Annotated in this window: 19 protein-coding genes; 12 read left to right on the forward strand and 7 right to left on the reverse strand. The window is 62.1% G+C overall.

Annotated features, from left to right (window positions below; genetic code table 11):
* Positions 1-73: 73 nt before the first annotated feature.
* The 6 genes from LDZ27_RS26205 to LDZ27_RS26230 all read left to right on the forward strand — a co-directional run bounded on the left by LDZ27_RS26205 (position 74) and on the right by LDZ27_RS26230 (position 9,497).
* Entirely contained in the window at positions 74-1,294 is a 1,221-nt protein-coding gene (locus LDZ27_RS26205; protein ID WP_244818195.1) for an alanine--glyoxylate aminotransferase family protein, read from the forward strand.
* The gene (locus LDZ27_RS26210) at positions 1,291-2,082 is read left to right on the forward strand and encodes a 2-keto-4-pentenoate hydratase (RefSeq protein ID WP_244818196.1); all 792 of its coding nucleotides are present in this window, start codon (positions 1,291-1,293) and stop codon (positions 2,080-2,082) included. Before LDZ27_RS26205 ends, LDZ27_RS26210 begins: the two co-directional genes overlap by 4 nt.
* Positions 2,083-2,153: 71 nt before the next feature.
* On the forward strand, positions 2,154-5,195 hold the full coding sequence (locus LDZ27_RS26215) for an FAD-binding and (Fe-S)-binding domain-containing protein (RefSeq protein WP_244818197.1): 3,042 nt from the start codon (positions 2,154-2,156) through the stop codon (positions 5,193-5,195).
* A gap of 353 nt (positions 5,196-5,548) precedes the next feature.
* Positions 5,549-6,838 (forward strand): MFS transporter, encoded by a 1,290-nt coding sequence (locus LDZ27_RS26220; protein WP_244818198.1) that lies wholly within the window; start codon positions 5,549-5,551, stop codon positions 6,836-6,838.
* Between the two features lie 158 nt (positions 6,839-6,996).
* Positions 6,997-8,244: a CaiB/BaiF CoA transferase family protein gene (locus LDZ27_RS26225; protein WP_370653491.1), complete on the forward strand. Its 1,248-nt coding sequence runs from the start codon at positions 6,997-6,999 to the stop codon at positions 8,242-8,244.
* A 104-nt stretch (positions 8,245-8,348) separates the two neighbouring features.
* Positions 8,349-9,497, forward strand: coding sequence for a DSD1 family PLP-dependent enzyme (locus LDZ27_RS26230; protein WP_244818199.1), 1,149 nt, complete (start codon positions 8,349-8,351; stop codon positions 9,495-9,497).
* On the opposite strand, the gene LDZ27_RS26235 is transcribed toward LDZ27_RS26230, so the two are convergent.
* The 5 genes from LDZ27_RS26235 to LDZ27_RS26255 form a co-directional block, all read right to left on the reverse strand.
* On the reverse strand, positions 9,494-10,522 hold the full coding sequence (locus LDZ27_RS26235; RefSeq protein ID WP_244818200.1) for an aromatic acid exporter family protein: 1,029 nt from the start codon (positions 10,520-10,522) through the stop codon (positions 9,494-9,496). The two genes, LDZ27_RS26230 and LDZ27_RS26235, sit on opposite strands and share 4 nt — an antisense overlap.
* A 61-nt stretch (positions 10,523-10,583) precedes the next feature.
* On the reverse strand, positions 10,584-11,222 hold the full coding sequence (locus LDZ27_RS26240; protein WP_244818201.1) for a LysE family translocator: 639 nt from the start codon (positions 11,220-11,222) through the stop codon (positions 10,584-10,586).
* An 88-nt stretch (positions 11,223-11,310) separates the two neighbouring features.
* A complete protein-coding gene (locus tag LDZ27_RS26245; protein ID WP_244818202.1) occupies positions 11,311-12,897 on the reverse strand; it encodes a diguanylate cyclase in 1,587 nt (528 codons plus the stop codon).
* A gap of 188 nt (positions 12,898-13,085) precedes the next feature.
* A complete protein-coding gene (locus LDZ27_RS26250) occupies positions 13,086-13,505 on the reverse strand; it encodes a hypothetical protein (RefSeq protein WP_244818203.1) in 420 nt (139 codons plus the stop codon).
* Between the two features lie 742 nt (positions 13,506-14,247).
* Positions 14,248-15,333, reverse strand: coding sequence for a tartrate dehydrogenase (locus LDZ27_RS26255; protein ID WP_244818204.1), 1,086 nt, complete (start codon positions 15,331-15,333; stop codon positions 14,248-14,250).
* A gap of 114 nt (positions 15,334-15,447) precedes the next feature.
* On the opposite strand from LDZ27_RS26255, the gene LDZ27_RS26260 reads away from it, so the two are divergent.
* The 5 genes from LDZ27_RS26260 (at position 15,448) to LDZ27_RS26280 (ending at position 20,727) form a co-directional block, all read left to right on the forward strand.
* Positions 15,448-16,368, forward strand: coding sequence for a LysR substrate-binding domain-containing protein (locus LDZ27_RS26260; RefSeq protein ID WP_244818205.1), 921 nt, complete (start codon positions 15,448-15,450; stop codon positions 16,366-16,368).
* 176 nt (positions 16,369-16,544) lie between these two features.
* The gene (locus LDZ27_RS26265; RefSeq protein WP_244818206.1) at positions 16,545-17,699 is read left to right on the forward strand and encodes an efflux RND transporter periplasmic adaptor subunit; all 1,155 of its coding nucleotides are present in this window, start codon (positions 16,545-16,547) and stop codon (positions 17,697-17,699) included.
* A gap of 1 nt (position 17,700) precedes the next feature.
* On the forward strand, positions 17,701-18,393 hold the full coding sequence (locus tag LDZ27_RS26270; RefSeq protein WP_244818207.1) for an ABC transporter ATP-binding protein: 693 nt from the start codon (positions 17,701-17,703) through the stop codon (positions 18,391-18,393).
* Positions 18,394-18,395: 2 nt separating this feature from the next.
* Positions 18,396-19,550 (forward strand): ABC transporter permease, encoded by a 1,155-nt coding sequence (locus tag LDZ27_RS26275; RefSeq protein ID WP_244818208.1) that lies wholly within the window; start codon positions 18,396-18,398, stop codon positions 19,548-19,550.
* Between the two features lie 10 nt (positions 19,551-19,560).
* On the forward strand, positions 19,561-20,727 hold the full coding sequence (locus tag LDZ27_RS26280; RefSeq protein WP_244818209.1) for an ABC transporter permease: 1,167 nt from the start codon (positions 19,561-19,563) through the stop codon (positions 20,725-20,727).
* Positions 20,728-20,741: 14 nt separating this feature from the next.
* Here LDZ27_RS26280 and LDZ27_RS26285 read toward each other — a convergent pair whose 3' ends face one another.
* Positions 20,742-21,404: a DUF2278 family protein gene (locus LDZ27_RS26285; RefSeq protein ID WP_244818210.1), complete on the reverse strand. Its 663-nt coding sequence runs from the start codon at positions 21,402-21,404 to the stop codon at positions 20,742-20,744.
* 191 nt (positions 21,405-21,595) lie between these two features.
* Here LDZ27_RS26285 and LDZ27_RS26290 point away from each other — a divergent pair, with 191 nt between their 5' ends.
* Entirely contained in the window at positions 21,596-21,868 is a 273-nt protein-coding gene (locus LDZ27_RS26290; protein ID WP_244818211.1) for a hypothetical protein, read from the forward strand.
* A gap of 28 nt (positions 21,869-21,896) precedes the next feature.
* On the opposite strand, the gene LDZ27_RS26295 is transcribed toward LDZ27_RS26290, so the two are convergent.
* Positions 21,897-23,138: a hypothetical protein gene (locus LDZ27_RS26295; protein WP_244818212.1), complete on the reverse strand. Its 1,242-nt coding sequence runs from the start codon at positions 23,136-23,138 to the stop codon at positions 21,897-21,899.
* Between the last annotated feature and the right edge of the window lie 414 nt (positions 23,139-23,552).

Below are 23,552 nucleotides of genomic sequence, written 5' to 3' on the forward strand. Positions count from 1 at the left end.
AAATCCTTTGCGTCACCCACGCACTGCGTTAGAGTATTTTGCATGCAAAATTCAATTTAAAGGACGCGCACCCATGCTTAAGCTCGACTTCCATCCCGCCGGCCGCCACTTCCTGCAAATCCCCGGGCCGAGTCCCGTCCCGGATCGCATTCTGCGGGCGATGAGCTATCCGACGATCGACCATCGCGGTCCGGAATTCGGCGCGCTGGGTCTGCAGGTGCTCGACGGCATCAAGAAGATCTTCAAGACGAGTCAGCCGGTCGTGATCTATCCGGCGTCGGGCACCGGCGCATGGGAAGCCGCGCTTTCGAACACGCTCAGTCCCGGCGACAACGTGCTCATGTACGAAACCGGTCACTTCGCGACCCTCTGGAAGAAGATGGCCGAAAACCTCGGCCTCAAGCCCGAGTTTCTCGGCTTGCCCGGCATCGAAGGATGGCGTCGCGGGGTGCAGCCGGACATGATCGAGAAGCGCCTGCGCGACGACACGCAGCATGCAATCAAGGCCGTGTGCGTCGTGCATAACGAAACGTCGACGGGCATCACGTCGGACATCGCCGCAGTGCGCCGCGCCATCGATGCCGCCGGTCATCCGGCCCTGCTGATGGTCGACACCATCTCGGGCCTTGCGTCCGCCGATTATCGCCACGATGAATGGGGCGTCGACGTGACCGTGTCCGGATCGCAGAAGGGCCTCATGCTGCCGCCGGGCATCAGCTTCAACGCGGTGTCGCCGAAGGCGATCGAGGCGTCGAAGCAGGCGAAGCTGCCGCGCGCGTTCTGGGACTGGAAAGAAATCATCGAGATGAACAAGCAGGGTTATTGGCCCTACACCCCGAACACGAATCTGCTGTACGGCCTTGCCGAAGCACTTGACATGATTCTCGGCGAAGGTCTCGACAACGTGTTCGCGCGCCATCAGCGGCTGGCCGCCGCGTGCCGTGCAGCCGTCACGGCCTGGGGCCTCGAAATCCAGTGTGCGGACCCCGCTGTGTACTCGCCGGTCCTCACTGGCGTGATGACGCCCGAAGGCGTCGATGCGGACGCGGTGCGCAAGCTCATCTACGAACACTTCGACATGTCGCTCGGCACGGGTCTCGGCAAGCTGAAGGGCCGCATGTTCCGCATCGGTCATCTTGGCGACTGCAACGATCTCACGCTGATGGCCGCGCTCACCGGCTGCGAGATGGGGCTGAAGCTCGCGGGTATCGCGCTGAAGGACAGCGGCGTGGCTGCGGCGATGGACTATCTGACGAGCCATGTCGGCAAGCCCGAACTGAAGGCGGCTGCATGAGCGCGGCATTCGACGCGCACGCGCTTGCACGCCTTTTTGCAGACGCGCGTGCGCATCGCGCGAAGCTCGACACGCTGCCCGACGGTGCCCGCCCCGCGAGCGCGGACGAGGCCTACGCCGCGCAGAAAGCCGCCTTGCGCATGCTCGACGCCAGTCTCGCGGATGGCGCCGAAGCAAGCGCGATCGGTGGCTGGAAGGTCGGCTCCAAATCGACGGACGGTCCCATTCAGGGCGCGCTGTTGCCTGCCGACGGCGTGCATCGCTCGTCCGCACGTCTTTCGATGCAGGCATTCGGCAAGGCGGCGCTCGAACTCGAAGTCGCCTTCACGTTCAACCGGCGTTTCGAGGCGAACAGCGGCCCGTATCGCGACGAGGAAGTGTTCGCCGCGATCGATTGCATGCATGCGGCAATCGAGGTCGTCGCAAGCCGCTTTGCGGCGTGGCCGGACGTGGACAAGCTGTGGCAGCTCGCCGATCTGCAGAATCACGGGGCGCTCGTCGTCGGGGAAGGCGTGCCTTATGACGAAGCCTTCGCGTTCGTATCGCCGGCAATGTCGTTCACCTACGATGGCGCGCCGCTCTTCGACGCTGCGCCCGCGAACCCGGCAGGCGATCCGCGCCGGCTGCTCGCCTGGACGGTGAATCACGCGGTAGCGCAAGGGCTGGCGGTGGAGAAGGGCACGGTCATCACGGCGGGCTCGTACACCGGCATGGCCTTTCCGGACAAGCCGGGTGTAGCCGTCGGCGCGATCGACGGTCTGCCGCCGGTGGAACTGCGGTTCGAATGACTCGAGCCGGCACTTTGCATAAAGCGTTATGTATTAAGCATTAGGCATACAAAACACCACCGATAGCGACGATGCTAAATCCTCCCACCGACCGACTCGTCAAGCCGATCCATCTGATGCCCGCATCGGCGCGCGCGCGGATGTCGTCGACACCGACGCCGCTGCAGGCGCGCTTGCAGCGCGAGCTGAAGGGCGACGTCCTGTTCGATCGCGCATCGCGCGGACGGTATGCGACCGATGCATCGATCTATCAGATCATGCCGGTCGGAGTCGTCGTGCCGAAGGACCAGCACGATCTGCGACTCGCGTTGCAGATAGCGCGCGCGGGTCACGCGAGCGTGCTGGCACGCGGCGCCGGAACGAGTCAGTGCGGGCAGACGGTCGGCGAGGCGCTCGTCATCGATACGACCAAGTGGCTCAACAATATCGTCGAGTTCGACAAGGAAGCGCGCACGATCACCGTCGAGCCGGGCGTCGTGCTCGATCATCTGAATGCCTGGCTCAAGCCGCATGGCCTGTGGTTTCCCGTCGACGTATCGACGAGCGCGCAATGCACCATCGGCGGGATGGCGGGCAACAACTCGTGCGGCTCGCGCTCGATGGAATACGGCATCATGGTTCACAACGTCGATGCTATCGACGCGATTCTTGCCGATGGCCACGAGGCCCGCTTCGGCAAGCTCTCGACGATGCAGCTCGACGCACGCATGCGCGATCTCGTCGATGCAGTGCGTGGCATTGCCCTGCGTGAGCGCGATGAAATGCGCGAACGCATTCCGAAGGTGCTGCGGCGCGTGGCGGGCTACAACATCGATCTGTTCGATTGCCAAAGCCCGCTGCCATTCAGCGCCGATGAGCCGAACCTCGCGAATCTGCTCGTCGGCGCAGAAGGGACGCTCGCATTCAGCCGGCAGTTGACGTTGAAGCTGTCGCCGCTGCCCGCGCACAAGACGCTCGGTGTCGTGAACTTTCCGAGCTTCTACGACGCGATGGACATGACGCAGCACATCGTGAAGCTGGGTCCCGTTGCAGTCGAACTGGTCGATCGCACGATGATCGATCTCGCGATGTCGAATCCCGCGTTTCGCCCCGTCGTCGAGAAGGCGTTGGTCGGTGAACCGCAAGCGGTGCTGCTCGTTGAATTCGCGGGCGAGAATCGCGACGCGCAGGTGGCGAAGCTCGCACGGCTCGTCGAGTTGATGAGCGATCTCGGCTTGCCCGGCTCGGTCGTGCAGATGCCGGACGCAGGCCCGCAAAAAGCCCTGTGGGAAGTGCGCAAGGCAGGTCTCAACATCATGATGAGCATGAAGGGCGATGGCAAGCCCGTGTCCTTCATCGAAGACTGCGCGGTGCCGCTCGAGCATCTAGCGCAGTACACGAGCCGTCTTACCGAAGTCTTCAGAAAGCACGGCACGGAAGGCACCTGGTACGCGCACGCGAGCGTCGGCACGCTGCATGTGCGGCCGATCCTCGACATGCGACGCGACGGCGCAAGCAAGATGCGAGCGATTGCGGAGGAAGCGGCCGCGATGGTGCGCGAATACAAGGGCGCTTATTCGGGCGAGCATGGCGATGGTCTTTGCCGCGGCGAATGGGTGGCCTGGCAGTACGGGCCGCGCATCAACCAAGCCTTTCGCGAGATCAAGCGGCTCTTCGACCCCGAGAACCGCATGAGCCCGGATCGCATTGTCGCGCCGCCGAAGATGGATGACGCCGCGAACTTCCGCTTTCCGCCGTCGTATCGCGAGCAGGCATTGAAGCCGAGACTCGACTGGTCCGCATGGAACGTCACGCGCGATCCATTGACCGGCGAGGAAGGCGCGGCTGGCTCGGGCGGCGATCTCGCGGGCGGACTCGCGAAGGCCGTCGAGATGTGCAACAACAACGGCCATTGCCGCAAGTTCGATGCGGGCACGATGTGTCCGAGCTATCGCATCACGAAGGACGAACAACACGTTACGCGTGGCCGCGCGAATACGCTGCGCCTCGCACTGTCGGGTCAGCTGGACAGTGGCGATGGCCTCGCCAGTCAGGACGTGAAGGACGTGCTGGACCTTTGCGTATCGTGCAAGGGCTGCAAGCGCGATTGTCCGACGGGTGTAGATATGGCGCGCATGAAGATCGAAGCGCGTGCGGCATGGACGGCGCGTCACGGCCTTCGCCTTCGCGAGCGTCTGGTCGCATTCCTGCCGCGCTACGCGCCGTATGCGAGCCGCATGCCGTCGCTTGGCACCGCGTTCGAGGCGAACATGCCGCGTGCATCGCGATGGCTCAAGACGAAGCTCGGACTCGCGCCGCAGCGTGCATTTCCCCGCTTCAAGAAGCCCTTCCTGAGCAATGCGGCAACGCCTTCGCCAGCAACATCCGCAACCAAGGAAGTGCTGCTTTTCGTCGATACGTTCAACAACTATATCGAGCCCGAGAATGCTCGCGCCGCGCAGCGCGTGCTCGAAGCGGCGGGCTATACGGTTCATCTGAACGTCAAGGCAGGAGAACGTCCGCTGTGCTGTGGGCGCACGTTTCTGTCGGCCGGCCTCGTCGATGAAGCGAAGGCCGAAGCGCGCCGCGCGCTCGATGCACTGCTGCCTTACGTCGAGCGCGGCGTGTCGATCGTAGGTCTCGAGCCGTCGTGCCTTCTGTCGCTGCGGGATGAGTTTCTCGGTTACGGATACGGCGATGCGGCTCGTAAGGTATCCGAAGCATCGTTCCTATTTGAGGAGTTTCTCGTGCGCGAACGCGGTCGCGGACGGCTCGAACTCGCGTTGAAGCCACTCGATCAGCGCAGTGCGTTGCTGCACGGTCACTGTCATCAGAAAGCATTCGATGCCGTGCGTCCCGTCGAAGCGGTGCTTGGATGGATTCCCGGTCTCGATGTGAAAACGATCGAGTCGTCGTGCTGCGGAATGGCGGGCAGTTTCGGATATGAAGCCGAGCATTACGAAGCATCGCAGGCAATGGCGGAACTGTCGCTGCTGCCTGCTGTACGAAAGGCGAGAGACGCGCGCGATGCGGTCATCGTCGCTGATGGAACGAGTTGCCGTCATCAGATTCTCGATGGCGCGCAGACAGAGGCATGGCATGTGGCGCGCGTACTGGAACGCGCGCTCGCATGAAGATGGTTTTGGAAGTAGCATTGGTGTACTAGGTAAATCAGACCATAACAGCGGACGTTCGACGATCCGCGATATTCGAAAGGACCCGATTCGACGAGCCGAAAACTCGTTGGTCCGGCCACAGGAGACGACGCCATGACATCACCGCGCAAACCCCGTATTCGACGCTTGCGCCGACGCACGCAATAGCCGCAATAGCCGCAATAGCCGCAATAGCGCCACCGCTGGTCCTCGAGGCACGACGATCACGCGGTCCAGAGTCCCTATCCGACGCATCAAGACGCTGTTCCGTATGCCGTGACCCGGCGCGCATCCTGCGCCCGGGGGCGCGCACGCGACCACTCAAGGAGACGATGATGTTCCGTCGAGCCACGACGCGCGTTCTACTGCTGCTATGCGCGATGTATTTCATAACCTATATCGACCGCGTCAATGTCAGCACGGCGGCGAGCCAGTTCGGCGCGGAGCTTGGCTTGTCTCACACGCAGGTCGGCTTCGTATTCTCCGCATTCGCGTATCCCTATCTGATCTTCCAGATCATCGGGGGATGGGTGGGCGACCGCTTCGGGCCGCGCCGCACGCTCGCGGTATGCGCAATCATCTGGGCGGGTGCGACGGTGCTGACAGGCATGGCAGGCGGCTTCGCTTCGCTGATCGTCGCGCGAGTGTTGCTCGGCCTCGGCGAAGGCGCAACGTTCCCGACCGCGACGCGCGCCATGTCGAACTGGATGCCCGCCGATCAACGCGGCTTCGCGCAAGGCACTACGCATGCGGCATCGCGCATCGGCAACGCGGTGGCGCCGCCGCTCATCGTCTGGCTGATGCTTGCGACGAGCTGGCGCGGCGCGTTCATCATCACCGGCGTCATCAGCTTCATCTGGGCGCTCGTGTGGGTCTTCTACTTCCGCGATAACCCGCGCGATCATCCTCGTATCACCGAGAGCGAGTGCGCGACGCTTGCGAGCTACTCGGGCGTGAAGGAGCGTAAGCCGGTGCCGTGGCGCATTCTCCTTGGCCGCATGGCTCCTGTCACGGCGGTGTACTTCTGCTATGGCTGGGTGTTGTGGCTGTTCCTTGGCTGGATCCCGCAATACTTCCTGCACAACTATCACATGCAGCTCGGCAAGTCCGCGCTCTTCGCTTCGGGCGTGTTCTTCGCAGGTGTGCTCGGCGACTGGCTCGGCGGTTCCCTGACAGACCGCATCCTGCGCAAGAGCGGCAATGTGCGACTTGCTCGCAACATGATGGTCGGTGTGTGCATGCTGCTGACGCTGCTGTCGCTTGCTCCCATCATGCTCGTGTCGAACATCTCGATCACGCTCGTGGCCATCTGCTTGTCGGCCGGCTTCTTCTTCAATGAAATGACGATCGGTCCGATGTGGTCCGTGCCGATGGACATCGCGCCGAAGCATTCCGGCACGGCGGCTGGCATTATGAATTCAGGATCCGCGCTCGCCGCGATCATCAGCCCGGTTGTTGGCGGGTGGCTGATCGACCGGACCGGCAACTGGAATCTGCCGTTCACGGTGTCGATGATCCTGATGGCCGCGGGCATCATCCTGTCCTTCACGATGCGTCCGGACCGTGCGCTGGAGGTGGAAGAGGAGCAGACCGGAACGGCGCACGCGAGCAAGTTCGTTTGAAGCGGGAGGGGCGGTCGTTCGAGCTTCGGCGGCCGCCCCGGTTGCACTTTGCATGCAGCATTCGGCATGCAGCATTCGAGTGGCCTGACGCGGCCGGGGCGACGACATTGCTCTGAGCGCGGGCAGTGCTTCTTTCAGCACAAACAAGGGAAGTTCAGATGTCAGACATCAATCCTACGGCTGCATCGATGGAGCCGGGCAAGGGACCGCTTGCGGGCATGCGTGTAATCGAACTTGCGCACATCATGTCGGGACCGATCTGCGGGATGATGCTCGCCGACATGGGCGCCGACGTCATCAAGGTCGAGAGAATTCCCAACGGCGACGATTGCCGGCGATTCGCCCCGATTCTCCAAAGCGGCGAGTCGGCGTCGTTCATGATCGTGAACCGCAACAAGCGTGGGATTGCGCTCGATCTAAAAACGCAAGGCGGGAAGGACGTGCTCAGGAAGATGCTTGCGAGCGCGGACGTCGTGACGGAGAACTATCGACGCGGCACGATGGAAAAACTCGGCATGGGCTACGAGTCGCTCAAGGCGGTCAATCCCGGTCTCATCTATTGCGCGATCTCCGGCTACGGCCGAAGCGGGCCGATGGCGGACAAGGGCGGGTTCGATCTCATCGCGCAGGGCATGAGCGGCTTGATGAGCATGACGGGCGAGCCGGGGCAAGCGCCCATCAAAGCCGGTTCGCCGGTCACGGATATCAATGCGGGCATTCTCGCCGCGCTCGGCATCAGCGCGGCTTATGCGAGGAAAAAGAGCACGGGCCTCGGGCAGATGGTCGATACGTCGCTATTCGAAGCGGGCCTGCAGCAAATGTATTGGGCGTTCGCCAACTATTTCGCCGATGGCACCGTCTTGCCCAAGGCCGGCTCCGCGAATCCGACGAGCGCGCCGTATCAGGCATTCCGCACGCGCGACGGGTGGATCAACATCGGCGCGGCGAACCAGAGCAACTATGAGCGTCTAGTCGGTGTCCTGAATATTCCGGGGCTTGCCGAGGACGCGCGCTTTCAGACGAATGCTGGCCGCCTGAAGCATCGCGAGGCGCTCGTCGACATCCTGACCGCGCGCCTTGTCGAGCGGACGACGGACGAATGGCTCGCCTCGTTCGACGATATCGGTCTGCCCAGCGGAGCGGTGCTCGGCGTGCCCGAGGCGGCGTCGCACGAGCAGGCGATTGCACGCGGCATGATCGTGGAAACGGAGCATCCGCTGGCGGGCCGCATGCGTGGAATCGGCTTGCCGATTCACTTCTCCGATGGCGCTCCGAACGATTCGCGCCCCGCTCCGCTGTTGGGCCAGCACACCGCTGAGGTGTTGCATGAATATGGATTCGACGATGCGCGCATACAGGCGTTGAAAGACGAAGGGGCGATCCTGGAGACGGAAGTGCCGGTGTAACGCGCTTGTCTGGCGCTTTGCATGCATCATGCGGCATGCCATATCATGCATGCCGCATGCGGCGCGCTTCGGATCCCGCGCGGCCTTCTTATTTCCAGGAATCCATGGCACTCATTCCTCCGCCTGCTACGCGCGTCGGCGATACGCTCGGAACGATCGCCACGCCTTCGTTGCTGATCGACCTCGACGCCTTCGACGCCAATCTCGCGGCGATGGCCGCCTTCGCCGCACGCCACGGCGTCGCCTTACGTCCGCATGCGAAGGCGCACAAGTCCAGCGCCATCGCGCGGCGTCAGATCGATGCGGGCGCAGTTGGCGTGTGCTGTCAGAAGTTGTCGGAGGCTTATCCGTTCGCGGCGGCGGGCATCGAAAGCATCCATATAAGTAACGAGTTCGTAGGCGCGGACAAGCTCGCGATGGCCGTCGAGCTGGCTGCGCATGTGCGCCTGTCCGTGTGCGTAGATGCCTTGCCGCAAGTGACGGCGCTCGGCGAAGCGGCCGCACGCGCGGGCGTCACGATCGACGTGTTGCCGGAAGTCGATGCCGGTCAGCGACGTTGCGGCGTGACGAGCGAGGATGCGCTGTTCGCGCTCGTCGATGCGATCGCCGCGCAAAGCGCGCTGCGCTTCGCGGGCATTCAGGCATATCACGGCGGCGCGCAGCATATCGCGGACTGGCACGCTCGCAGGGCCGAGGCGCACCGCGCAGCGGAGCGCGCGGGGAATTTTGTATGCAAGCTCGAAGCGCGCGGCATTCAAAGTGCAATCGTGACGGGTGGCGGCACGGGCACCGTCGAATTCGACGCGACGAGCGGCGTCTACACCGAACTGCAAGCCGGTTCATATCTGTTCATGGACGGCGATTACGGTCACATCGCATGGGACGGCGCGTTGCGCTGGCGGCATAGCCTTTTCGTGCTGTCGACGATCATGAGCGCGACGCGTCCCGGTCTTGCCGTATGCGATGTGGGTCTCAAGGGACTTGCAGTGGACTCGGGCTTGCCGCGCCGCGTGCACAGGCCGGATCTCTCGATAGAGCCCACACTGACGTACGTCGCGGCTAATGACGAGCACGGCATGCTCGAAGTGCAAGGCTCGCTGCATGACGAGACGAACGCGTTGCTTGGCGAACGCATCCTCCTGCCACCGGGTCATTGCGATCCAACGGTGAACCTGTACGACCAATATGTGTGTTTTCGCGGCGAGCGCGTCGTCGACGTGTGGCCCATCGACGCGCGCGGATTGTCGCGCTAGGCGGCGCGCGATGCGTTGGCTGGATAGATCGCGGCGATCAGCGCGTCGAGGTCCGTCACGATGAGACTGACGACGAATCGCGCGACATCGTGCCCCGCGCCGTCCGACTGGTTGCGTGCGAGCGTCGCCTTCAGGTTGCGCACGCACGCGCGCACGCGCTCCAGCTTCCGTTCGTCTTCGCGAGGGGCGGAAAGCGCATCGGCGAGTGCTTCGAACGGCGCCTGCAGAGCGGGGCCGATGTCGCGATAACGCTCGTCGTGTTCATCGCGCTGTCCGTTCGACAACGCCGTGCCCAGAAAGAGCGCATCGCTGTGCAAGCGGCGAAGAAAGGGCGCCGCTTTGTCGATTGCATCCGATCGACGGCTCTGCAGCGGCACGATGATGTGCTCGCGCTCGGCTTCCTGCAGCGCATCGTCGAGCGCTTGCTGCGCCTGCGCGCTGCGTGCTTCGAGGCTCGCGCGCTGCGCTTCGTCGCCTGCTCCCGACAATTGCATGCCGACGAGGTGGCCGAGGCTCACGAGCGTATCGGCGACGCAACGATGCGCGGTCCGCAACGCGCGGTTCGGCAAGATCGCGGCGACGATGAAAGCCGACGTCGCGCCGATCAGTATCTCGAGCACGCGATGCAAGGGCCGCTGAAACGGCGGCCCGTTGCCGACCGGAATCAACACGACGATCACGAGCGTCACGCATGCGAGCCGCAAGGCAGGGCGCTTAGCGGTCAGGGCGGCGAGCGGCGCGAGCGCGACCGCGAAGACGGCGAGGGGCGAAGCGCCATGATGAATCGCAATCAGGCCGAGTACGCCCACGACCGAGCCGATGCAGGCACCGATGACCTGATCGCGCGCGGTGCCGAGTGCCTGAGTGAGACTCGGCTGAGTGACCACGACGAGCGTCGTGATGAGCGCCCAATAGCCTTCGGGGAGCGCTGCGAGGCGTGCACCGCCATAGCTGATCGCGCAGCCCATGAGCGTGCGCGCAAGACGCCGCGTTTCCGGGACGCCGAATGAAATCGTGGCGCTCATTCGATTCTCTTTGTCTTTTGAATTCTTTATCCCACGGCCGGCATCCAAGATGCAAGACGCCTTAAATGCCGGTCTTACCTGCGGCGAGAACGAGCCGTAGCCCCAGCGTCGCGATCATGCTCGCGGCGATGCGGTCTATCCACTTCCTTGCGCGCAAATACGCTTCGCGCGGACGCCGGCTCGAGAAGCACAGGGCGACGATCGTGTACCAGCCGAACTCGATCCCGAAGACGAGCGGCGGCAGCGCGAAGTAGCACCAGAGCGGCGGATCATGAGGCAGCAGCGCCGCGAAGATGCTTCCGTACCAGATTGCTGTCTTCGGATTGCTCAGTTGCGTCGTGAGTCCGAGCCAGAAGGAACGGCTTGCGCTTCCGGCGCGCATGGCATCGCCGGACGGCATCGCCAGCGGCTGCGACGCTCCGCGCCAGATGCGAGACGCGATGTAGATCAGATACAGCCCGCCCGCGACCTTGAGCGCGACGTAAAGCCATTCCACCGCCAGCAGCAGCGTATAAAGGCCCGCCAGTGCGATGCCCCCGAAAACAATGCCGCCGATGCCCATTCCAAGCGCGGTCGCGAGGCCGTCTGAGCGCGAAAGGCTGATCGCATTGCGTGCGACGAGTACGAAGCTCGGGCCGGGAATCATCGCGCCGAGCAGGATCGCGAGAAGGATGCCCGATACGGCGGCTGACGCTGTCATGGTGTAACTCCTCGAATGCAAAATCCCCGATGGCTGCATGCAGCATGCAAATTAGAGCGCGCCACTCCGTCCCGCCAAAACCGGCCGCTTATTCGCTGCCCTGCGCCTCCGCCATGCTTTCCTCGCGAACGGCGCGGTTCCGGCCAGCGCGTTTCGCGCGATAGAGCGCGGCATCGGCGCTCTCGAGCAGCCTGAGGGCCGTCTCGCTGTGGCGAGGGTGTGCCGTTGCGCAGCCGATGCTGATCGTGAGGATGCCCTTCGCCGAGCCGCTGTTCGGTATCGCAAGCGCTTCGACCCCGCCGCGCAGGCGCTCCGCGAAAGAGATCGCGGCGTCCGACGACGTGCCGGGTAGCACGATTACGAATTCCTCGCCACCGTATCGCGCGAGGATATCGCCGGGCCGCTGCGCTGCATTCTGTATGCAATCGGCCACGGCGACGAGTGCATCGTCGCCCGTTGCGTGACCGTATGTGTCGTTATAGAGCTTGAAGTAGTCCACATCGACGAAAAGCGCCGACACCGGAGCATCGCTGCGGCGCGCGCGTCGCCACTCTTCGCCGAGACGCCGGTCGAGCGCGCGGCGGTTGCTCAAGCCGGTCAACGAATCGGTGCCGGCCAGCCGTTGCAGCTTTTCCTGAGCGATGGCGCGCGAACGCAGGGAAATCGCGAGCAGCCACGAAATTGCGATGAACCCGCCGCCGAACATCACCCTAAGACCGCCGATGACGAGGCTGCGTTCGCGCCATCCGGCGAGCACATCGTCCTCGGCGGGTGCAACAGCCGCGATCAGCTGAGTGCCCGGCACATGCGCGAAGGTGTAGAGGCGGCGCACGCCGTCGAGCCTGGATGTCGAGATGTACGATCCCGACCGCTGGTTCTTCATTGCGATGAAGGTTGGCGAAGTGGAGAGGTTACTCGAGGCATCGCCCGGCAACTCGGGCTTGCGTGCGAGCATCACGCCGTCGTTTTGCACAATGAATACCGAACCGGAACGCCCAAGCTTCACGCGCGACAGCAGCGAATCGAAGTAGTCGATGTCGAGCGCAATGACTGCGACGCCCGCGAAAGAGCCATCGGGCGCGTCGATGCGCCGGCTCAGTGCGAGCGATGTCTTGCCGTTGCGCAACCGGGAGCGGTAAGGGCCGGAGATGAACAGTCCGGCGTGCGGGTGCTGGGCATGCACGCGGAAATAGTCGCGATCGTTGAACAGCAGAGCCGAATGATCGGATTCACTGCGTTCGTCGACGATTTGTCCTTGCGCGTTCATGACGAACGCACCGCCGATATAGCTCACTGCGGTCGCGCCGTCGAAGAGGACCATCTTGCGCAGTTCGGTCGAGAGTTGCGGGACTGCCGGGTTTTCCATGCCGCTCACGATCGTGCGCAGCGACAGGTCGCTCGATTCGACATTGCGTGCAATATCCGCGCTCAGCGTCGCGACAAGGTTCGCCGATGCCTCGTGCGCGTTTTGCAGCGCCTGCGCGCGTCCCTGCCACAGCGCGGCAAACGACAGCACCGCCATCGAAACAGCGACGGCGGTGCCGATTGCGCCAGCCAGCAGCGGAAAGCGCGAGAACACATCAGCTACGCGCATCCACGCATGGCTGTTGCGCCGATACAGGCGCAGCCCGACGGCGCGGCCGGTCTTGCGCACTGCATTCAATCTACGAGGCATGCATCTCTCTCCGTGGCGCGAGCTTGTCCCTCATCGATTTATGGTTCTGCGTTGCGGGATCTCGGAAATACCGCAAATCTAGGACTCGCATGAGGCCCCTCGACGGGCCCACTCTGTGTTGTTAGCAGCGTGATTTTTTCGTCGGTATTCTGTATCCAAACGAAAGCCGGCGTAACGCGCTTACGCGATCATTTCACGAGGCGAAGCCGCTTCGTCACGATGGCACCGTCGTTGCGATCAACGAGCCAGACGGCATCAATGCGCCCGTGGAGCGTAGACGTCCGGCGCGTGATATCGGTGGGCTCCTCGTCCGTGGGATCGCTATGTTCCACCCGATCCGAGAGATACGGCGGCTCGAGCGAGCACACGAGCACGACGGCGAAGTCGCTGCTGCCGTGGGTCGGATCGAAGCCGGGGAGAACCACGCGGCCACGCACGCTCGTCTTCGCGCGCTCCTTTGTCTCCAGCTCGATAGTATCGATCGTCTGAACGAAGCCCCTGGCTTTCGCCTCGGGCGCGATCACGAGCTTGCGTCCGCTTTGCCCCTCGACGTTTCGCTCCAGCAGGATCGCGTCGGGCTGCTCGGGCGCGGCGAGCGAGACGTCCACCGACAGCAGCTTCTTTTTGGATTCAAAACGCACTCCGTACGACGCCGGAATGACGAATGCAAAAGTGCGCTCTGCCTGCGACGCGCCGCCGTCCTTTGCTACGCCGCTCCGCAAACTCGAAGCTGCATGCTGCGCCTCGCGAAAGGGATGCGAAAGAAAAATGCGCACGCGGTTCGTCATCGAAGGATCCGTCGTTGGCGCGGGACGGTCGGACGATCTCGCCGCAGCCAGCGCGTCTCTGACGTGCCTGGGATCGTCGCCGCTGAAATGGGGCGGCAGCGATTCGGCGGAAAGCATGTTCGCAATCGACGGACTCGACGCGGGAGCGGCCGTGTAAGCCTCTTTCGCCCGGACGGCGACGGACAGGCAAAGAACGGCTCCGGCCGCGCATGCCGCGACCTTTCGACCTGGTTTCGAAAACGACACGAACCAACCCTTGGCAGAGACTGCCTAGTTGCTCAGAATCGGCTATCTTAAAATAAAAGCCAAGGGTTGCGCCGCTAAACCGCCTGAGGAAAGCACAGCGGACGCAGTCTGTGCCCGATGCTTCACGTCCGAACGGCGACGCCGCGTGTCTTTGATATGGAATGCGGCATGCCGCATTCGATACGGCTGAACGGAACCGTCAGGCGCCACAAGCCTTCCGATGTCCTGAAGCAGGCCAATCGCCCACGTCGCAATGCAGCATCGGCATGATGAATGCAAATTGCGGCGCACCCCGATTAATGCGCCGCGCGAGGCGTCATGTCGCCGCTGCTTGTTCCCGCTCGATGAATGCGCAAACGGCAGCCGTGACCTGCGCGGTCGTCGCGCTGCCGCCGAGGTCTCGCGTGTGCAGCGATGCGTCGGCGGTGACGGCTTCGACGGCCGCCATCAGACGCCTCGCCGCCTCGAATTCGCCCAAGTGCTCGAGCAACATGACCACCGACCAGAACGTGCCGATGGGATTGGCGAGTCCCTTGCCCATGATGTCGAACGCCGAGCCGTGAATCGGCTCGAACATGGACGGATAGCGGCGCTCGGGATCGATATTGCCGGTCGGCGCGATGCCCAGGCTGCCCGCAAGCGCGGCGGCGAGATCGCTCAGAATGTCGGCATGCAGGTTCGTCGCGACGATGGTGTCGAGCGTTGCGGGACGATTGACCATGCGCGCGGTGGCGGCATCGACCAGTTCCTTGTCCCACGTCACATCCGGGAACTCTTTCGAGACCTGCAAGGCGATCTCATCCCACATGACCATCGCATGCCGCTGCGCGTTGCTCTTGGTGACGACAGTCAGCAGCTTGCGCTCACGTGACTGCGCGAGCTTGAATGCAAAACGCATAATGCGTTCGACGCCGGCGCGCGTCAGGATCGACACATCGGTCGCCGTTTCTATCGGGTGTCCCTGATGCACCCGGCCACCGATGCCCGCATACTCGCCCTCGGAGTTTTCGCGCACGATCACCCAGTCGAGATCCTCCGGCTTGCAGCGTTTGAGAGGCGCGTCGATGCCCGGCAGGATGCGCGTCGGTCGCACGTTCGCGTATTGATCCAGGCCCTGGCAAATTTTAAGGCGCAGACCCCAGAGCGTGATGTGATCCGGCACGTCCGGGTCGCCGGCCGAGCCGAACAGAATCGCGTCCTTGTCGCGCAATGCGTCGAGGCCGTCGGCGGGCATCATCATGCCCCGCTCGCGGTAGTAGTCGGCGCCCCAGTCAAAGTTCTCGAATTCGAATGCAAAATGCCGCAATCCTCTGGCGAGCGCTTGCATTACTTCCTGACCAGCCGGTACGACTTCCTTGCCGATGCCATCGCCGGGAATGGTTGCGATGCGATACGTCTTCATGTCTACGTTCCTCCAGTGCATTCATTTGCGGCACACGTCCACTTTAGCGAACTGAAAGCGCGCAATCCGATGCTAGACTCAAAGCATCTTTAACCTGAATTCACAAGTGAACTCATGGCCGACACGGTCCAGCCATCCGACCTCAACTTCTTTTCCACGCTCGCCGCGTCCGCCAGCATGAGCGCGGCGGCGCGCGAATTAGGATTGACAGCGGCTGCGGTCAGCAAGCGTCTTGCGCTCATGGAATCGCGCGCGGGCGTACCGCTCGTCAACCGCACGACGCGGCGCATGGGGCTTACGCCGGAGGGCGAACTGTACCTTCAGCACGCGCGGCGCATCCTCGATCAAATAGACGAGCTTGGTCAGCTACTCGGCGCCGCGAAGCAAAACCCCAAGGGACTGCTGCGCGTGAACGCCACGCTCGGCTTCGGACGCAGTCATGTCGCGCCGGCGATATCGCGTTTTGTCAGGCGGCATCCGCATGTGTCGGTGCAGCTTCAGTTGTCGGTCGCGCCACCGCCTTTGACGGACGACACTTTCGATGTCTGCATACGCTTTGGCGAGCCGCCCGACAGGCGCGTGATCGCGCGGCAGCTTGCGACCAATCGACGCCTGCTGTGCGCGTCGCCGGCATATATCGCGGCGCATGGCATGCCGGCGACGCCGCATGATCTGACGCGCCATAACTGCATCGGCATTCGCCAGGGCGACGAGGCCTACGGCGTCTGGAGGCTGACCACGGGGCGCGGCGCCTCGCGCAAGACCGAAGCGGTACGCATCGAGGGCAATTTGACGACGAACGACGGCGAAATCGCCGTGAAATGGGCACTTGACGGTCACGGCATTCTGATGCGTGCGCAGTGGGACATCGAGGAATATCTCGCCGATGGCCGGCTCGTGGTTGTACTTCCTGAACACGAGACGCCCAATGCCGACATCTTTGCGGTGTATACAAAACGCAATCAGATGTCCGCGAGAATTCGGGCTTTCGTCGATTTCATCACAGCCGACCTGACGCACGAACGCGGCGCGTGACCGTCGCCGTAACGCGTCCGTAAGCGACCCAAGGCTGCGGCGCTATACTGAGCATCCCTTCACCCCGACACGAGCCGGACCGCTGCGCCAGGCAGCTAACGGCGCCGCCCGCTCACAAATTGGCTGAACACGATTTAGAGAAGCTCAGGATCGACCGGGGCGCTTCCGTCGCCGCCATGCCGAGGCGTCGGCGCAACTGGCTGCGTTACGCGGTCATCGCTGTCATCGTGGCCGTGCTCATCGGCGTGGCCGCCAGGCTCCTTGCGCCGCAGACAGTGGAGACGACTACGGTGACGTCGGTTTATCCATCGCAGAGCTATACGCTTTTGAATGCAACCGGCTATGTCGTGCCGCAGCGCAAGGCGGCGGTCGCGTCCAAGGCGCAAGGGCGCGTCGAATGGCTTGGCGTACTCGAAGGCACGCCCGTCAAGGAAGGGCAAATCATCGCGCGACTTGAAAGCGCCGATGTCGCGGCGTCGCTTGCGCAAGCGCAGGCGCAAATCAAAGTCGCGCAGGCGAATCTGCAATTGCAGCGTGCCGAGCTTGAGAACGCCGCGGCGAATCTCAAGCGTTCACTTGTGCTTGCCCCGCATGGCGCGATATCGGCCTTGCAATACGATGCGGACCGCTCGCGTTACGACAAGGCCAAAGCATCGGTCAATAGCGAAGAAGCGGCTATTCTTTCCGCAAAGGCCAACGCGCGCGCGGCGCAAGTGGCCGTCGACCAGACGGTGATCCGCGCGCCATTCGATGGCGTCGTGCTGGAGAAGCACGCGAACGTCGGTGACAACATCACGCCGTTTTCATCGGCATCGGATAGCAAGGGTGCGGTCGTTACCATCGCCGACATGAAGACACTCGAAGTCGAGGCCGATGTCGCCGAATCGAATATCGCGCATATCGCTGTCGATCAGCCATGCGAGATTCAGCTCGACGCATTGCCGGAAACGCGCTTTGCGGGCCGCGTATCGCGCATCGTGCCAACGGTAGACCGCTCCAAGGCAACCGTGCTCGTGAAGGTCCGCTTTGTCGAGCGAGATGAGCGCGTCTTGCCTGATATGAGCGCAAAGATCGCATTTCTTTCCAAGCCCGTACCGCCCGCAGAAAAGGCGGCCGTGGTCGCCGTGCAGCCGACGGCAGTCGTCACGCGCGGCGGCAGACATGTCGTGTATGCGATCGAGCATGACAAGGCGCGCGAAGTGCCCGTTGTGACGGGGGAACGCATGGGCGACCTGCTCGCCGTATCAGGCGTCAAGCCGGGCGACACACTGGTGCTTGCGCCAGGCGAAAAAATCAAGGACGGCGCCAGCGTAAGCGTGGCGAAGAAATAACGTGAGTACGGCGCCTCTGGTTCATATAAGCCATGTCGTGAAGTCTTATCGGCGCGGGGTACAGACAGTGCCGGTGCTGACCGACATCACGCTTTCGATAGCGCAAGGCGATTTCATTGCGTTGATGGGGCCGTCGGGCTCGGGCAAGAGCACACTGCTGAATCTTATTGCGGGCATCGACCGGCCGGACAGCGGGGAGTTGCTCGTCGGCGGCGTCGATATCACGCGCTTGCCCGAAGCAGCGCTTGCCGATTGGCGCGCGTCGCATGTGGGCTTCATTTTTCAGTTCTATAACTTGATGCCGGTGCTGACCGCATTCGAGAACGTCGAGCTGCCCTTGATGTTGACGCGGCTTTCGCGTGCGCAACGGCGTGAGCGCGTCGCAATGGTGCTCGACATGGTCAACATGAGCGAGCGCATGAGTCACTATCCATCCGAACTGTCGGGCGGTCAGCAGCAGCGCGTTGCGATTGCGCGTGCGCTTATCACCGATCCGCAATTGATCGTGGCCGATGAACCGACCGGCGATCTCGACCGCAATTCGGCCGCCGAGGTTCTTGCGATGATGCAGCGTCTCAACGATCGCCTTGGCAAGACCATCATCATGGTCACGCACGACGCGCATGCCGCGAATGCGGCTAAAGCGCTGGTGCATCTCGAGAAGGGCGAACTCATCGATGGCAAGGCGCTTTAGCCATGTACGTGCTAAAGCTGATCTTGCGCAATGCCACGCGTCATAAGCTGCGCACCGCGTTGACCGTGCTTGGACTCACCATCGCAGTGCTCGCTTATGGCCTGCTGTACACGGTCGTCGACGCGTGGTACGCGGGTGCAGCGGCTGCATCGAATGCGCGCCTCGTCACGCGTAACGCCATATCGCTCGTGTTCCCGCTGCCGCTCGCATACGAAAACCGCATACGTGGCGTGGATGGCGTGACGATGGTTGCACGGTCCAACTGGTTCGGCGGCATTTATCGCGACCCCAAGAATTTCTTTGCGCAGTTCGCGGTATCGGACAACTATCTCGATCTTTATCCGGAGTTCGTGATCTCGCCGCAAGCGCGGTCCGATTACCAGCGCGACCGCAAGGGCTGTCTCATCGGACGTCAGCTTGCAACTCAATACGGCTTCAAGGTCGGCGATGTCATTCCACTCAAGGGCACTATCTATCCAGGCACTTGGGACTTCGTCGTGCGCGGCGTCATGGAAGGGCGCGATGAATCCACGATCACGCGGCAACTGGTGTTCCATTGGGAATATTTGAACGAGAGCATTCGCAAGACCACGAAGCGAAACGTCGATCAGGTCGGCGTGTATGTGGTCGGCATTGACAATCCCGATCAGGCCGCGACGATATCGCGCAATATCGATGCCGTCTTCAAGAACTCGCTCGCCGAGACCTTGACGGAAACGGAGCAGGCGTTCCAGCTCGGCTTTGTCGCGATGTCGAATCAGATCATCGCGGCCATACGCGTAGTGTCGTATGTAGTGATCCTTATCATCATGGCGGTGATGGCTAACGCAATGGCGATGAGCGCGCGCGAACGCACCGTCGAATATGCGACGCTTAAGGCGCTTGGCTTCGGTCCGGGCTTTCTCTCCATGCTGGTCTTTGGCGAGTCGCTTGCGATATGCGCAATCGGCGGCGGAATCGGCATGTTGGCGACGCCGCCGGCGGCTGTCGTATTCCAGCATGCTACAGGTGGCGTCTTTCCCGTCTTCAAGGTGTCGCACGAAACAATGATGCTGCAGGCCGCATGCGCGTTCGTGGTGGCGCTCGCGGCCGCGATCGTCCCCGCCGTGCAGGCAAGCCGCGTGCGAATCGTCGAAGGCTTGCGGGCGATCGGCTAAGGAAGCGACGATGGCCATTCCCGTCTCTTACGTTGCGCGCAATCTCTGGGCGCGCCGTCTCACGACGATGTTGACCGCAAGCGGCCTTGCGCTCGTCGTGTTCGTGTTCGCGACTGTCCTCATGCTCGATGCGGGCCTCAAGAAGACGCTGGTATCGACGGGCGAGCGCGATAACGTGGTTGTCATTCGCAAGGGCGCGGAAACGGAAATTCAAAGCTCCATAGACCGCGCGCAGGCTAACGTGATCGAGATGCATCCCGCTGTCGCGATGACTGATGCAGGCAAGCCGTTCGCATCGAAAGAAACGGTGGTCCTCATCTCGCTTACCAAGCTCGGTACGAACACGCCAGCCAACGTGGTTATTCGCGGCGTGTCGACGGCAGGCGTGCAACTGCGCCCGCAAGTCAGGCTCACGGCAGGCCGCATGTTCAGGCCCGGAGCGTCCGAGATCATCGTAGGAAGCAGCATTGCCAAGGGCTTCGCCGGAACGCGCATTGGAGAACATTTGCGCTTTGCACAGCGCGACTGGACTGTCGTCGGTCATTTCGATGCGGGCGGCAGTGGCTTCGACTCGGAAATGTGGGGCGATGTCGATCAACTCATGCAGTCGTTTCGTCGCACGACTTATTCGTCGATGATCGTGCGCCTCGCTCGCGGCGATGCCTTCGAGCGTTTCAGAAGCGATATCGACGTCGATCCGCGCCTCGCCGACGAAGCTAAGCGCGAGCAAGTCTTCTATGGCGATCAGTCCAAGGCGCTTTCGACGTTCATCAATATTCTTGGCTTTACGCTTTCCACTATCTTTTCCATTGCCGCGATGATTGGCGCAATGATCACGATGTACGCGTCGGTGGCTAGCCGCGTCGCGGAAATCGGCACCTTGCGCGCGCTCGGCTTCAAGCGCAGCGACGTGCTGCTCGCCTTTCTGCTCGAAGCGTTGCTGCTCGGATTCGTGGGCGGCATGGCGGGCCTGTGCTGTGCCGCATTGATGCAATTCGCTTCCTTCTCGACGACGAATTTTCAGACCTTCGCCGACTTGTCCTTCCGCTTCATTCTCACGCCGTCGGTCGTGATTCGGACTGTGGTCTTTTCGCTCATCATGGGCTTCGTCGGTGGCTTCCTGCCTGCGCTTAGGGCATCGCGGATGAACATCGTGGACGCATTGCGCGCGCGTTGAATGCGCTAATTCTCTTAGACGGGATTGCCGCTATCATCGGTCTTCGTCGCTTGCGTGGCGAAGCGAACGAAGAGCGCGAAAGTCTCGCCGTCCGAGAAACGGATGAACAGTGCGCCGTCGCCGTTGATGCGATTGTCGTCTGCGAAACGCCCTGAATTTCCCTGCATCATATGAATGTCGTGGACGCCGCGGCCTAAGGAAAAGACCAGCGGCTCGCGCGTTGCGTAATCGTCGAACTTGTCGCCGATGGCGACTACCACCGCATGCGTGTCTGCCTTCGCGCGCTGAATCTGTGCGTCTAGCAAGGCGGAAAGTGTGCCGCTGTTTCCGTCCGGGGCGATGGGGGCCATTCGATCCAGCGGAAACAGATCGTCGCGCAGATAGTCCAGTCCTTCACCGTTTTCGCCGATGCTTAAAGCAGTGAATCCTTGGGCGCCCGCAAAGCGCTTCGCCAGCCCGAGCTTGGTATCGTTGGCATAGTGTTCGTCGCTGTAGGCAAGCACCTCGCTTCCCTCCACCGAACGAATATTCACCGCAATGCGATACGGCGTGCCGGCTGCATCGACCAGAATCTCGTAGTGCGGTGAACTGCCGTTAGGATTTTCTTTTCCGTCCGTGACGCGGCCAACCAGTGCGCCATAAACGTACTTCGATGCAGCGGGGCGAAATCGTTCCATCGTCATACCGTCCTTTGGGTCGCAATTTCATAGACCTCTGAGCCAGTCGTCGCTTAACTGCATGAGCGACGCCCTCAACGACAACGTTTGCGGAATCTTTTACCACGTTACCTGCTGCAAAAGACGACAAAACGAAAGCGGCTCGAGCAGCCAAGTGGTATCTTGCGAAAACTTCAAAGCGGGGAAGTCCCATGCGCAGCCATCTCATCAATGGCGCGGCCAAATCAGCGCTCGACGCGCAGATCATGGCGTTCGTGTCCAAACAGGCGGCGTGTCCACCGGGGCCGAGCGTCGACTTGCGCGTGGGACTCAAAAACGAAGGCGGCGCGCTTTACCGGATCATCACGGCCAATGGAATGATCGAGTTGATTCGCGCCGACAAGTTCCTTGCGAGCCTTGGGTGCCTCGAAGAATTCACCGACGAATTCGACTGCCTCTTCAGCGTGCCCGCTATGCGCATTTGAACAAAAGCGTTCACGCTTTACCATTGACTCATGCGCGATAAGCCGCCGCGCGACTTCCATTGATCGCAAGCACTTCACCCTCGGGCGCGAAGTGTCCATTCGCACTGCGCGCAACGAGCGGAATGCGTCGGCTGGTCCCCGGGGCAAGATGAAACCAGTCCATACTCGCGTGGTAGTTCGCATCGACCACATGGACCCAGCGCGCAAGTTGCGTAGTGGATACTTCAAGAAACCAACCGTCATCGCTTCTTTGAACGGTCGCGCTCAAGCCCAGATCGTGGCGTTCACTTACGGAGGAATCGGGGAAATGAAAAGCCTCTGAAAGCGTCACCCCGGAATCCGCATCCAGCAGTCGGACGTGCGTTGCGTCATGAGCACGCGGGCCAAAGCGGTATGCGTAAGCGATGTCGAAGAAAGCGCCGATCAACTCACTCGAATTGATACGTTCGACACTGCGCGGCGCCAAGACGATCTCACGCGAACCGCCTGCGACCTTGACAGCGCCATCGCGCAGGCAGGTCAATTCCACGCGAGCGCGAATGTCCCGAGCGCTCTCGTTCACCATATGAACGTCCAGGCCGTCGAGGCCTTCATCGGTGACAACCACTTGTACGGGCTGCAGCACACGAGCAAGACCGTGCAGCGCGCTCTTGGGAACGCCGAACGCATCGATCACGCCCCAACCCGCGCCCGCGCGCAGGTCCAGCAAATTCCACACGATGCCGCCGGCACAAGACGAGCCCTTGCGACGCCACTCCGCGAAGACGGCGCCCATGACATCCGCGACCACAGCGCGCGACAAAGTCAGATACCGCTCGGGATCTTCATACCTCACGCGAGCGACATCGATGCCATAGAGCGTGCGCAAATAGTGCTCGCGCACATCGTCGAAATCCCACGCCGCGCCAGGATCGCGCGGCACGCCGATTTTCCAGCGCGGTTCGTGCGGTCGCGATGCGTTAGGCACGGCGCGCAAGGCTACGTCGTCCGGTACGTTGGCGAATGCGAGGCACTCGGACGCGAATCGAACTTGTGCGCGACGCGCATCGTCGAAAGGGCGTTGATAGGCGCCTACGCCGTAGTAGTGCGTGACACCGCCGCGAGTGCCAAAAGGCATTGAAACTCTGTCGCCCGATGCCGCGCTCGGTGAATTGACAACGTAAGGAACATCGGGGCGAATCGCGGCGATGATCGAAGGCAATTGCGCGGTGAAGAGCGGCTGCTGATAGGCGTCGAAAGGAAGTCCAAGCATGGCCGCCTGCTGATGCACTTCGCTTCCACCGCACAACACCGCAAGCGATGCAAACCGGCGTGTGCGCCTGAGAAAGTCTTCCGCTTCACGCTGTACGCTGAGCGTGAATGCTTCATCGGTCGGATAGTCGAAATTGGCAAAAGCGAAGTCCTGCCAGACGAGAATGCCATGTGTGTCGGCAAGCTCGTAGAAAGCGTTCGATTCATAGAGCGTCGTGCCGCTTACCCGAATGATATTGAGTCCCACTTGACGGCAATGCTTGAAAATCGAATCGAGCTTTTCGCGCGGGGCATCTAGTGCGACGATATCAGCCGATGTCCAGCACGCTCCGCGAGCAAAGACCGGTACGCCATTCACTACGATCTGAAAGCCTGCGCCATCCGAACCGCGGTCGATCTCGATGGTGCGAAAGCCGACTTCGCCGAGCGCAAT

Origin of the sequence: Caballeronia sp. Lep1P3 (assembly GCF_022879595.1) — a bacterium.
Taxonomy (GTDB): domain Bacteria; phylum Pseudomonadota; class Gammaproteobacteria; order Burkholderiales; family Burkholderiaceae; genus Caballeronia.